At 53.8% G+C, this 13,414-nt stretch carries 7 protein-coding genes; all 7 read left to right on the forward strand.

Annotation, left to right across the window (positions count from 1 at the left end):
- Nucleotides 1-67: 67 nt before the first annotated feature.
- The 7 genes from ctaD (at nucleotide 68) to AC2IAX_RS04105 (ending at nucleotide 13,328) form a co-directional block, all read left to right on the forward strand.
- Nucleotides 68-1,750, forward strand: coding sequence for a cytochrome c oxidase subunit I (gene ctaD, locus AC2IAX_RS04075; protein ID WP_494389446.1), 1,683 nt, complete (start codon nucleotides 68-70; stop codon nucleotides 1,748-1,750).
- Nucleotides 1,737-2,372: a cytochrome c oxidase subunit 3 gene (locus tag AC2IAX_RS04080; RefSeq protein ID WP_494389447.1), complete on the forward strand. Its 636-nt coding sequence runs from the start codon at nucleotides 1,737-1,739 to the stop codon at nucleotides 2,370-2,372. Before ctaD ends, AC2IAX_RS04080 begins: the two co-directional genes overlap by 14 nt.
- A 132-nt stretch (nucleotides 2,373-2,504) precedes the next feature.
- Entirely contained in the window at nucleotides 2,505-4,016 is a 1,512-nt protein-coding gene (locus AC2IAX_RS04085; RefSeq protein ID WP_494389448.1) for a GMC oxidoreductase, read from the forward strand.
- 26 nt (nucleotides 4,017-4,042) lie between these two features.
- Nucleotides 4,043-4,279 carry a hypothetical protein gene (locus tag AC2IAX_RS04090; protein ID WP_494389449.1) on the forward strand — a complete coding sequence of 79 codons (237 nt, stop codon included), beginning with the start codon at nucleotides 4,043-4,045 and terminating at the stop codon, nucleotides 4,277-4,279.
- A gap of 17 nt (nucleotides 4,280-4,296) precedes the next feature.
- Complete coding sequence (locus AC2IAX_RS04095) at nucleotides 4,297-4,446, forward strand: hypothetical protein (protein ID WP_494389450.1); 150 nt, start codon at nucleotides 4,297-4,299, stop codon at nucleotides 4,444-4,446.
- 133 nt (nucleotides 4,447-4,579) lie between these two features.
- Nucleotides 4,580-6,385: an aspartate--tRNA ligase gene (gene aspS, locus AC2IAX_RS04100; protein WP_494389451.1), complete on the forward strand. Its 1,806-nt coding sequence runs from the start codon at nucleotides 4,580-4,582 to the stop codon at nucleotides 6,383-6,385.
- A gap of 859 nt (nucleotides 6,386-7,244) precedes the next feature.
- Entirely contained in the window at nucleotides 7,245-13,328 is a 6,084-nt protein-coding gene (locus AC2IAX_RS04105) for a PAS domain S-box protein (protein WP_494389452.1), read from the forward strand.
- Nucleotides 13,329-13,414 lie beyond the last annotated feature (86 nt).

The raw sequence follows: 13,414 nt of genomic DNA on the forward strand, positions 1-13,414 counted from the left end.
TCGAAAACAATTGCTGAACTTTAGGTGCTGATCTCAGCATTCCAGAACAATCTCCTCCAACCGATTTATGACCAATCTTGTTACCGAATCGATCGCCGCTTCTCAGCCAACCATGCCCGGCGCACCCAATGACTGGAAGCGATTTTTTAGCTTCAGTACCGATCACAAAGTCATTGGGATTCAGTACCTAGTAACGTCTTTCTTTTTCTTTTTGGTGGGGGGCATTTTTGCCATGATTATTCGGGGCGAATTGATCACCCCGGAAGCAGATTTGGTCGATCGCACCGTATATAACGCCATGTTCACCATGCATGGCACGGTGATGTTGTTTTTGTGGACTTTTCCCTGTTTGTTGGGCCTAGGAAACTATCTCGTGCCTCTGATGATTGGCGCAAGGGATATGGCATTTCCTCGGCTGAATGCAGTCGCCTTTTGGATGGTGCCGATCTTTGGCGCAATTCTGATGGCGAGTTTTTTGGTGCCGGGCGGCCCGGCTCAAGCCGGTTGGTGGGCCTATCCACCCGTGAGCCTCCAAAACCCCACGGGCAACCTGATCAATGGTCAGGTGTTGTGGCTGTTGGCAGTGGCGATTTCTGGCGTTGCATCGATTATGGGTGCGGTGAATTTTGTCACCACGATCGCCCGAATGCGTGCCCCTGGCATGACTTGGTTTCGGATGCCGGTTTTTGTGTGGACAGTGCTGGCAGCCCAGATTATTCAACTGTTTGGTCTGCCTGCTTTGACCGCTGGCGCGGTGATGCTGTTGCTGGATCTGACCGTGGGTACGACGTTTTTTGACCCAGCCAAAGGTGGCGATCCGGTGCTGTTTCAGCACTTTTTCTGGTTCTATTCTCACCCGGCCGTTTATGTCATTATCTTGCCGGTTTTTGGCATCTTTTCAGAAATCTTGCCGGTCTATGCCCGTAAGCCACTTTTTGGCTACAAAGTAGTTGCCATTTCATCCCTAATCATTACCGGTTTGAGTGCCATTGTTTGGGTGCATCACATGTTTGCCAGTGGCACACCGGGCTGGATGCGGATGATTTTTATGGCCACAACCATGCTGATCTCAGTGCCCACGGGGATTAAAGTTTTTGCCTGGGTTGCCACCATTTGGGGCGGCAAGTTGCGCCTCAACACAGCCATGCTATTTGCCCTGGGTGGGTTGGTGATGTTTGTGTTTTCAGGGATCACCGGAATTATGTTGGCGGCAGTCCCGGTTGATATTCATGTGAACAATACCTATTTCGTGGTGGGACATTTTCACTATGTGATTTACGGCGCGGTGGTGATGGGAATTTATGCAGCGATCTATCACTGGTTCCCCAAAATGACCGGGCGCATGTATTCCGAAGGGCTAGGGAAATTGCACTTTGCCCTCACCTTTATTGGCACTAATTTGAACTTTTTCCCGATGCATCCTTTGGGGTTGCAAGGAATGCCGCGCCGGGTCGCGTCTTATGATCCTGAATTTACCTTCTGGAACGTGGTCGCGAGCCTGGGAGCCTTTCTGTTGGGCATGTCTACCCTGCCTTTCATTTTGAACATGATTGGTTCTTGGGTGCAGGGTGAAAAAGCGCCCAAAAATCCTTGGCGGGCGATCGGGTTGGAATGGTTGTTATCTTCACCGCCAACGGTTGAGAACTTTGAGGAACTCCCGATCGTGGTTTCTGAGCCTTATGGCTATGGCAAATCTGATCCCTTGGTGTCTAATCCCGACGAACTAGAGGTGGCCCATGAACCCAACTGAAACGGACTTGCGAGATGATGCATTGCTGGGGATTGCCGAAGCCCATGACGACGCACACCATGCGGCCCATGGGCATGGATCCCCTGGCGATCAAATGTTTGGTTTCGTGGTTTTTTTGCTGTCCGAAAGTGTCATTTTCTTCAGCTTTTTTGCGGGCTATATTGTCTACAAAACTACGGCCCAAACTTGGTTGCCGGAAGGCGTTTTGGGTTTGGAGGTGCGGGAGCCGGCCATCAATACGGTCATTTTGGTGTCCAGCAGCCTCACGATTTATCTGGCTGAGCGCTATTTACATGTCAAGCAGCTTTGGGGCTTTCGAGCATTCTGGCTGCTGACGATCGCCATGGGTAGCTACTTCCTGTATGGCCAAGCGATCGAGTGGAGCCACTTAGCCTTTGGGTTCACCGATGGCGTGTTTGGTGGCACGTTTTATTTGCTCACAGGGTTCCATGGTCTGCACGTTTTTGCCGGTGTGCTGCTGCAACTGATTATGCTGGTGCGATCGTTCATTCCAGGTAACTACGATCGCGGCGAATTTGGTGTGGCTTCGACCTCGTTGTTTTGGCACTTTGTGGATGTGATTTGGATTATTTTGTTTCTGTTGATTTACATCTGGCAGTAACCAAAACATCGATCAGGATGAGGGTGATAGGCGATTTGGCATGAGGCGAGCGATCGCCTACCAAGCCCCTCGTAATGTCAGTGAATCGGCAAGCAATAGTTTCAATCGTTGAGTAGTCAGGACGATCTAAGTATGATTATTGATGATTGCCATTACGACGTGATTATTATTGGTACTGGTGCCGGCGGCGGGACGCTGGCTTATAAATTAGCCCCCACTGGTAAGCGTATTTTGATCTTGGAACGGGGGGATTTTATGCCCCTCGAAGAACAAAACCGCAGCAATGTGGATGTTTTTAAACGCGAGCGATATCACGCGCCGGAGCAATGGTACGACAACACGGGTGAACCCTTTTCGCCCCAAATGAACTACGCGATCGGGGGCAACACCAAAATCTATGGAGCCGTGCTGATGCGGCGGCGAGAACAGGATTTTGCGGCCGTTACCCATCGTGAGGGAGTTTCACCGGCTTGGTCTGTGGGCTATGAAGAATTCGAGCCTTATTACACTGCTGCCGAAGCACTTTATAAAGTACATGGTCAGGCTGACCAAGACCCAACCGAGCCATTTCGGAGCGGCGACTATCCTTTTCCGGCGATCGAATCGGATCCGCAAATTGCCGCTATTGCCGGAGCGATCGCCCAGCAAGGATTGCACCCCTCCGCCTTGCCCTTGGGGTTAACTCGCCAGGAGGATGACCCCACCAACGATTCCGAGGTGAGCGGTATTTTGCCAGCGGTGGAATACCCCAATGTCACCCTCAAAACTAAGGCAAAAGTGGTGGGGTTGCATACCAATTCTTCGGGGCGAGTGGTTCGCGCCGTCGAAGCAGAGATTAACGGCAAACCCTACCTCTTTTTGGGAGATTTGGTAGTGCTGGCCTGCGGGGCAGTGAATTCGGCGGCTTTGTTGCTGCGATCAGCTAATGATTGCCATCCCCAGGGACTGGCCAATAGTTCCAATTTGGTCGGCCGCAACCTCATGAAAAATCTGATGACCGCGATCGTGCAGGTCAGCAGCAAAGCCAATTCAGGTGCATTTCAAAAAACCGTTTGTGTGAATGATTTCTATTGGGGCGATGCAGATTTTCCCTACCCCATGGGGCATATTTACAATACGGGTGGTTTGCTAACCGATGTGATTTTTGCAGAAGCGCCACCGATGTTTTCGGTGCTGGCGAAATTCATGCCGGGATTTGGGCTGCAACAACTGGCAACCCGCTCGATCGGCTGGTGGATTCAAACGGAAGATTTGCCCAATCCTGATAACCGGGTTTACTGGGATCAACACAAACTTTGTATTGACTACCAACCCAATAATACCGAAGCGCACGATCGCCTCGCTCACCGCTGGATTAATGTGTTGAAATCCCTAGAAAAACAACTCGATGGTTTTCCGGTGGGCACGATGCATCCCCGAGGTGAAATTCCGGTGCAGGTGATGGCCAATCAATGCGGGACTTGTCGGTTTGGGGACGACCCAGCGACTTCGGTGCTCGATCGCCACTGCCGCGCCCACGATGTGGATAATTTGTATGTGGTGGATGGCAGCTTTTTCCCCTCGAATGCCAGTGTTAGCCCCGCCCTAACGATTATTGCGAATGCGCTGCGTGTGGGCGATCACCTGCTCGATCGACTGGCTTAACTGGCTGAATCGCAAGCTAGACGTGAATGCCCGCCAGTGGAACGGGGCGATCGCAACAATCCTTTACAATCGAGCTGGGCGCTCAGGCTCGGTTCTGGCCTTGCCGGTTGTCGGAAAATCGCGGCATTTCTCAGCGGGCCAAGCCGCGCGATCGGGGTAGGATATTGGACTTGCACCCCAGCGCATTTGCGTTTCGTCAAGATTTTTGCGGACTGACGCAACCGTTACGAGAGGCTTGGGGCAAGGGGCCGTTAATTGCCTGAAACCTCGATTGGCCAACGTGAAATCGTGGGGAGCAAGGGGCGATCGATTACCTGTAACCCTGATCCGCCCGCGCGAAATCGTCGGGAGCAAGGGGCGATCGATCATCTGTAACCCTGATCCGCCCGTGCGAAATCGTCGGGAGCAAGGGGCGATCGATCATCTGTAACCCTGATCCGCCCGTGCGAAATCGTCGGGAGCAAGGGGCTTAAGCCCCTTGTCTACGAAGTCACAGCCCCTTCGCAGCAACCGCGTCAGTTCCGATTTCGTCCAGTTAAGTTCCAGTCCCATTTTGAGTCACCATGCGTACCCACTATTGCGGTCAACTGCGCGCCGAACAGGTTGGTAAAACCGTCACCCTTTGCGGTTGGGTCGATCGCCGCCGCGACCACGGGGGAGTCGTGTTTGTGGACTTGCGCGATCGCTCGGGGATCGTTCAGGTGGCCTCGAACCCGGACTTGCCCGAATCCTTCCAAATTGCCGATTCCCTCCGCAATGAATATGTGGTGCGGATTACGGGCACGGTCACCAAACGGCCGGCCGAGTCCGTAAACCCCAAGCTGGCCACCGGGGAAGTGGAAGTGTTGGCGGATCAAATCGAAATCCTCAGCGCCGTCAGCAAGCAACTGCCGTTCCAGGTTTCCACCTCCGAAAACGAAACCGTGCGCGAAGAGCTGCGGCTGAAATATCGCTATTTGGATTTGCGCCGCCCCCGGATGCAGCACAACCTGCAATTGCGCCATGCGGTGGTGAAGGCCATGCGCCGGTTCCTGGAAGATGCCCAGGGCTTCATGGAAATCGAAACGCCCGTCCTCACCAAATCCACACCGGAAGGGGCGCGCGATTACCTGGTTCCTTCGCGGGTGAATCCGGGCGAGTGGTTTGCGCTGCCCCAGTCGCCCCAGTTGTTTAAGCAATTGCTGATGGTGTCCGGGTTCGATCGCTACTACCAAATCGCCCGCTGCTTCCGCGATGAGGACCTGCGGGCCGATCGCCAGCCCGAGTTCACCCAGCTCGACATGGAAATGAGCTTCATGTCCATGGAAGAAATCCTGGACCTGAATGAACAACTGGTTTGCCACATCTTCAAAACCGTCAAGGGCATTGACCTGCCGCGCCCCTTCCCGCGTCTGACCTACGCCGCAGCCATGGATCGCTACGGCAGCGATCGCCCCGACACCCGCTTTGGCATGGAGCTGGCGGACTGCTCAGATCTGTTTAAGGGCTGTGGGTTCAAGGTGTTCTCCGGTTCGATCGCCGCAGGTGGGATCGTCAAAACCCTGCCCGTACCCGGTGGTAATGATGCCGTTTCCAACGTGCGGATCAAGCCCGGTGGGGATTTGTTCGCGATCGCCTCGGAAGCCGGAGCCAAGGGACTGGCCTTCATTCGCGTGCGCGACAACGGTGAAGTGGACACGATCGGGGCGCTCAAGGACAGCCTGACCCCAGAAATCACCACCGAACTGCTGAAGCGTACCGGGGCCCAATCGGGTGACCTGCTGCTGTTTGGTGCGGGCCCGGCAGAGATCGTGAACAAAACCCTCGATCGCCTGCGCCTGGCCCTGGGCAAAGAGCTGAACCAAATTGATCCCGACGCGATCAATCTGTTGTGGGTCGTCGATTTCCCGATGTTCGAGTACAACGCCGACGAACAGCGATTGGAAGCCCTGCACCATCCCTTCACGGCCCCCAACCCGGAAGATTTGGCGGATCTGAAAACCGCCCGCGCCCTGGCCTACGACATCGTGCTCAACGGCACGGAAATCGGCGGCGGCAGCCTGCGGATCTATCAACGGGATGTGCAGGAGCAAGTATTCGCGGCGATCGGCCTGACCGACGACGAAGCCCGCGCCAAGTTCGGCTTCCTGCTCGATGCCTTTGAATACGGCACGCCGCCCCACGGGGGGATTGCCTACGGTCTCGATCGCCTAGTTTCGATCCTGACCGGCGAAGACTCGATCCGCGACGCGATCGCCTTCCCCAAGACCCAGCAGGCCCGCTGCTTGCTGACCGATGCGCCATCGTCCGTGGAAGCCAAGCAACTGAAGGAATTGCAAGTGGCTTCCACCTACAAACCCAAAAAGCCGGAAGCCGAAGCTTCAGCCTAGGGGACATTGCCAGGCTGTTAGCTCTTTTCATCCCCTGATTCCATTGTGACGAGACCGATTGCTGTAACCAGGGGCTGAAGCTCCCGGTTACAACGATTAGGGCTTGGAACATCGACCGTTCCAGTTTCTGTACCCAGGAAATGGAGATCGCCCCTCAGAGGATGTCTGAAAAGCCAAAATTGCTACTCTGTCCGCTCCAGTGATCGACGTAGACAAGGGGCTTGAGCATCTTGCCCCCACAACTATTGGTGTTTGGCAAAGGCCAAAAGATACTTTTCAAATATCCTCTCAGCCCCCTGCTCTTGTCGATCGATGAGACCCACTAGGTAGCAGTTTTAACAGTCCAGGCATCCTCTCCAAGACTCTCGAAATTTCGTCGCTTCAATTTCAAGGGCTGTCATCAGTAACTGGGTGACAGCCCTCTGTCTTTGTGAAGTGTTTTTGAAGATGGGTTGCGTTTGAAATCACTCAGACCTGTGACCTGCGACAACGGGTTCGTTTCCCGATTGATGCAAATTAATCAGTACAAATAAATTGAGCCACCAAGCTTGCCTGAAAATGCAATGAACTTTAAAAGGAACTCAATAGAATTAATTCTTGAAAAAGATCAAAAAACATGCAAAAGATATTATTGATAATCATTATTCCGATCTTGATTACTTAGTTTGATTTGATACATATCCTGTGATTGTCTTTTTTTCAATAGTCCTTTCGTTAATTCATATCCGTTTACAACGCTCTTGGCTGACAACTGGCGAAATGATTGGATGGTCTTGAGAAAATCAATGGATGAAATGAGTAATCCAGCGCTTTTCCCTTGGGTAGTAAATAATAGAAGAACTTCCCTTCTGCAATGCTTATGGCTGCCTTGTCTGTCACCCTGACTCCTTTGGATCCGCAGGCTGCCTTGATTCAGAACCCGCTGATTGTTTCACCGGACACACCCGTGGTAGCGGCGCTCCATCGGATGAGTCAGGTGCGATCGAGCTGTGGAATTGCGGAGTCCACCGATCCTGAAAACAACAACCAGCAGGCGCTGCGAGAGGCTCGGGGGAGCTGTGTGCTGGTGGTGGATCAAGACCGCCCGATCGGGATTGTGACCGAGCGAGATGTGGTGCGACTGTTGGCCCAACAAACCTGCTTGGATCAACTCACGGTCTCCCAGATCATGATCCAGCCCCTGGTGACCTTGCAGACCAAAACTTGCGAAGACCTGGACGTGATGGCGGCCATCACGCTGTTGCACAAACACGGCATTCGCCATTTGCCCGTGCTGGATGCGGATCGCCGTTTGGTGGGCTTGATGACCCACGAAAGCCTCTGCCAAACCACCCGCCCGATCGACCTGTTGCGGATGCGGTTGGCCTCGGAGGTGATGACCCACCATGTGGTGGCGATCGCGGTCACCAGTTCCATGCTCGATGTGGCTCGGCTGATGGCTGAGCGCCAGGTGGGATCCGTGGTGATTGTGGAGTCGGGTGCAACAGATTCGGAACAGCAGCCCGTGGGAATTGTGACGGAACGGGACTTGGTGCAGTTTCAATCCCTAGGTTTGGACTTTCAGCAGTTCACGGTACGAGAGGTGATGAGCACACCAGTCTTCACCGTGGCCGCCGATAGTTCCCTGTGGTTGGTTCATGAGTTGATGGCCAAGCGCAACATCCAGCGCGTTTTGGTCATGGGCGATCGGGGCGAGTTGGTGGGCATTGTCACCCAAACCAGTTTGCTGCGGGTTCTGAACCCCTTGGAGCTATACAAACTGGCGGAACTGCTAGAGCACAAGGTGAACCAGCTCGAAGCGGAGAAACAGGCCCTGGAAACGCTGCATCACCAGGAACTGGAGCAGCAGGTGGAAACCCGCACGGCGGCCCTGCGGGCCAAGGCAGAACGGGAACTGCTGTTGGTGGCGTTGGCCACTCAGATTCGATCGTCCCTGAGCTTACAGAGCATTTTGGATACCACGGTGCAGGAGGTGCGACGGGTCTTGCAGTGCGATCGGGTGAATATTTGGCAATTTCAAACCGCCGACAAGGCCAGGGCCAGGGTGGTGGCGGAATCAACGGACTTGCCCATTTCCATGATCGGCACGGAACTGGAGGGTACCTGGTTTCAGCATGACCAAGAACCGGTCTATCGGCAGGGCTACATCCGGGTTGAACCCGACGTGGCCGCCAGTGACATGGGTGGGTGTCACCTCAAGTTACCGATCGAGCTGCGGCCCCGCGCCAAAATCCTGGTTCCCTTGCTTTATCAAGAGGAACTGTGGGGATTGTTGAGCGCTTCCGAAAGCAGAACCACCCGAAACTGGTTACCCGACGAGGTGAAATTGCTCAAGGGCCTGTCGGTGCAATTGGAAGTGGCCCTCAAGCAGGCCATCACTCACCAGCAACTGCAACAGGAATTGGAAACCCGCACGCAAGCGGAAGCCTTCCTGCGTGAAAGCGAGCAGCGCTATGCCAATCTCGCGGCCGTTGTGCCCGTGGGCATCTTCCGCATGGATTTGCAGGGACGGCCCACCTACGTCAACGAACGCTACTGCCAAATTTTGGGCTGTTCCGTTGAAGAGGGCCTTGATTGGGATTGGGAGCAAACCCTGCACCCGGACGATCGGGATTGGGTGTTGGCCCTGCGGGAGCAAAATCTGCGGGAACAGTCCTCCTGTCAGTTAGAATGCCGGTTCCAATCTCGCGATCATCGCCACGGCCCCGACCCCGATCGGGCTATCACTTGGGTGGATATGCGGGTGGTGGTGGAGCGGGATGCCACGGGGCAACCGATCGGCTATGTGGGAACCCTCACGGACATCAGCGATCGGAAGCGATCGGCCCTCGAACTCCGCGAAAGTCGCCAGCGATACGCCAGCCTGTTGGCCGTGGCCCCCGTCGGGATTTTTCGCACCGATACTGCCGGCCATTGCCTATACGTCAACGATCATTGGTGTGAAATGACCGGCCTCGACCATCGGGCCGCCCTGGGCCATGGTTGGCAGCTCACCCTGCACCCGGACGATCGCGCCTTAGTCATCAACGGCTGGATGCAAGCCATCCAGATCAATCGCCCCTGGAAGGCCGAATATCGCCTGGCACGTCCCGATGGGGAAGTGCTGTGGGTCTATGGCCAGTCGGTGGTGGAGCGCAATTTCAACGGCGATATCCTGGGCCATGTGGGAGCCATCACCAACATCACCGATCGCAAACAGGCTGACTTTGCCCTCCAAAACCTGATCGAAGGAACCGCCGCCACCGGCCTCGATTTCTTCCCTGCCCTGGTCAAACACCTGGCCACCGCCCTCAATGTTTCCCACGCCTTTGTGGCTGAGCGCATGGGCAATCGAATCCAAGTGTTGGCCTTTTGGAATGCGGGCACCGTAGAAACGATCGCCACCTGTGCCCTCAACCACTTCGATCGGGAACTACCTTACCCTTGGCACGGGGACTGCCACCCGCAGTTGCTTCAGTCCCTGTTTCCCCAAGTGCCTGGCCTGACACAAATCACCGACAGCAACTATCTGAGCGTTCCCCTCCAGGATTCCCACGGTCTGGAAATTGGTCACCTCTGCATCTTGAACCAAGGGCCCATTCAAGCGCCCCGCCGGGCCGAAACCGTCTTGCGCATCTTTGCGGCTCGGGCTGGAGCCGAACTCGAGCGCCAGCAAGCCACCAACGCCCTTGAGCAGCTCAACCAGGATCTAGAAATTACGATTCAACGGCGAACCCAAGAGCTTTGGCGCGTTCACAATCTGCATAAGGCCATTCTGAACTGTGCCCCCTATGCGGTGATCGCCACCGACATCCAGGGGCTAATTACCACCTTCAACCCGGCCGCCGAGCGCATGTTGGGATATCGGGCTGCCGAAGTGATCCGCCAGCTTACGCCGGAAATTTTCCACGACCTCCAGGAGGTGGCCACCCGGGCCGCCCAGCGATCGGCAGAGTTGGGCGAACCGATCGACCAAGGGTTTGAAGTGCTCGTGGCCCGGGCCCGCCAGGGTGTTGTGGACGAAGATGAGTGGATTCACGTTCGCAAGGATGGTTCTCGGTTTCCCGCTGTCCTGTCTCGTAGCTGCCTGAAGGATCGCAATGATCAAATCATTGGATTTTTGGGCATTGTCCAAGACATTACCGATCGCAAGCGCACAGAGCAGGAAAATCGACTGCTCAAGGAACGGTTGGAGTTTCTGTTGGCTTCCAGCCCCGCTGTTATTTACAGTCGCAAGCTCGATCGACGCTACACCACAACCTTTGTTAGCCCCAATGTAGAATCCATCCTCGGTTACACGCCCCAGGAGTTTATTCAGGATGCAAACTTCTGGATTAGCCGAATTCATCCCCAAGATGTAGACAGGGTGCTCAATGATCTAAGTGGTTCATTTGAAGAGGATCGCTACAAGTATGAGTACCGATTACTTCATGCGGATGGCTACTACTTGTGGGTGCGGGATGAAATTTACTTGGTGCGCGATGAGTATAATCAGCCCCTAGAAATTGTGGGCTATTTTGCGGACATCAGCGATCTCAAGCAAACGGAAGCGATCGTGGTTCAGCAGGCCAAGCGCGAGACCCTGCTGTTAGAAATTACCCAACGAATTCGTCAGTCTTTGGATCTCTCGATTGTGTTTGAAACAGCTTGTCAGGAAATTCGGAAACTCATGGAGTCCGATCGCGTTGGCATCTTTCAATTTAATCCTGATTCCCAATGGCAAGATGGCAAGTTTGTTGCGGAATCCGTTGATGACAAATATCCATCGGTAATTGCCGTTTCGATGGATGATCGCTGTTTTGGCGAAAGCTATTTCCAACGCTATGCCCAAGGACAATATTGTGCAACCGACGATATCTATGATGGCAGCCTGAACGCCTGCCACACGGATGTTTTGAAGCGGTTTGCGGTGCGGGCTAATTTGGTGATGCCTTTGCTTTGTAATGGAGCCTTGTGGGGCCTGCTTTGTGTGCATCAATGCATGAAAATTCGACATTGGGAGCTTTCAGAAATTGAATTAATTAAGCAAATCGCCAATCAATTAGAAATTGCAATCCAACAAGCCAGCCTGTATGACCGAATGCAGGCCGAGTTATTAGTTCGCAAGCGAGCGGAAAAGCGAATCGCCCTTCAACTCCATCAACAGGAATTATTAGGCATTATTTCTCAACGAATTCGAGAATCGTTGGATGTGGCCGAAATTTTGCAAGTGGTCACCGACCAAGTGCGGCAGGTCTTTCAGTGCGATCGCGCAATCATACTCCAGGTATTCCCAAATGGCCACAGCCAAATTTTTGAAGAATCTGTTGCGCCAGGTTTTCCGGTTCTCAAAAACCGCCAGTGGGATGATGAGCATTGGTCCATAGAAATTTTGGAGCACTATTGGCAGGGAAAGCCGCGAATTGTGCCGGATGTGATGAACGATCGGTGGACAGATTGCCTGCGGGAATATTCCCAAGCAGGACAAATTCAGTCCAAAGTGGTGGCTCCTATTTTGCAAGAAGTCCGCGTTCATAGCGAAGATCGCTGGGTTTCCATCGGGCACAATAATCGCCTGTGGGGCGTATTGGTGATCCATGCTTGCCAGGAACAGCGAGTGTGGCAGGGGGCAGAGGCCAAGCTTTTGCAACAAATTGCGAACCAGTTGGCCACGGCAATTCAACAGGCTAATTTATTTGAACAATTGCAACGGGAACTTCAAGAGCGCCAGCAGGCTCAACAGCAATTGACCGATCGCAACCAAGAATTGGCCGTTTCCAATCAAGAGTTGGCACGAGCCACTCGGTTAAAAGATGAATTCTTAGCGAACATGAGTCATGAGTTACGAACGCCGTTGAATGCCATTTTGGGAATTACTGAAGGGCTTCAGGAGTCGATTTTTGGTCCCATCACTGAGCAACAGGAGCGAGTGCTTCAAACCATTGAACGCAGTGGCTCCCATCTTTTATCATTGATTAATGACATCCTCGATGTGGCCAAAATTGAAGCCGGACAGCTAGAGTTAGACATCGCAGCGGTTCCTGTTGCGCCCCTATGTCAATCAAGCTTGGCGTTTGTTAAGCAACAGGCTTTCAAAAAAGGAATTCAACTGGCGATTCAGCTCTCCCCCAAGTTGCCGGACCTGTTGGTGGATGAACGTCGGGTGCGTCAGGTACTGATTAATCTGTTAAACAATGCGGTTAAATTTACCCCCGACCACGGATCTGTTGCTTTGGAAGTTTGTTTGGGAACGTCACGGCGAGTCCCTAAACTAAACAGTAGTTTGGGGGAAACAGAAGTTCACCAGTTTTTGGAAATTTCGGTTGTGGATACCGGAATTGGGATTGCACCAGAAGATGTCCGCAAACTCTTTCAGCCCTTTATGCAGGTGGACAGTGCTTTGAATCGGCAGTATACCGGCACAGGGTTGGGGTTAGCACTGGTGAAGCGAATTGTTGAATTGCATGGTGGAGAAGTATCCCTCGTGAGTGAATTAGGTGTTGGCAGTCGATTTACGGTCGATTTGCCCTGTGCAAATACGCTGTCTGGGCCAGATCAACCGGCAACGGGGGCGATCGAGGCGACGGAACCCAGTCCGGCAGTGCCTTTGGAGTCGCCGTTGATTCTGTTGGCGGAGGATAACGAAGCCAATGTCAGCACGATCGTGGCGTATCTGCAAGCGAAGGGCTATCGCCTGACCCTGGCCAAAAACGGCGAGGAGGCCGTTGCTTTCGCCAAGGCCGCGCCACCGGATCTGATCCTGATGGATATTCAGATGCCGGTGATGGATGGTTTGGAAGCTACTCGCCAAATTCGCCAAGATCCGACCCTGGCCAATGTGCCGATCATTGCCCTGACGGCGTTGGCGATGGCGGGCGATCGGGAACGATGTTTGGCGGCGGGAGCCAGTGATTATCTGAGCAAGCCGGTGCGACTCAAGCAGTTGGCAGCCATGATTCAAGAATTCCTCGCGGCCATTTCTTGATCCAGGAATCTGGCTTCGGGATCTGAGGATCGCATGGGATCCCCAACAATCTCTCGATCGCGCCGATCGCGCCCGGTGAACCGGTT

This window comes from Limnothrix sp. HT2024 (assembly GCF_059138625.1).

Excerpts from the sequence above, each read along its gene's own strand:
- aspS (WP_494389451.1), top strand. The coding sequence starts at position 4,580 with ATGCGTACCCACTATTGCGGTCAACTGCGCGCCGAACAGGTTGGTAAA.
- ctaD (WP_494389446.1), top strand. The coding sequence starts at position 68 with ATGACCAATCTTGTTACCGAATCGATCGCCGCTTCTCAGCCAACCATG.
- AC2IAX_RS04085 (WP_494389448.1), top strand. The coding sequence starts at position 2,505 with ATGATTATTGATGATTGCCATTACGACGTGATTATTATTGGTACTGGT.
- AC2IAX_RS04105 (WP_494389452.1), top strand. The coding sequence starts at position 7,245 with ATGGCTGCCTTGTCTGTCACCCTGACTCCTTTGGATCCGCAGGCTGCC.
- AC2IAX_RS04090 (WP_494389449.1), top strand. The coding sequence starts at position 4,043 with ATGCCCGCCAGTGGAACGGGGCGATCGCAACAATCCTTTACAATCGAG.
- AC2IAX_RS04080 (WP_494389447.1), top strand. The coding sequence starts at position 1,737 with ATGAACCCAACTGAAACGGACTTGCGAGATGATGCATTGCTGGGGATT.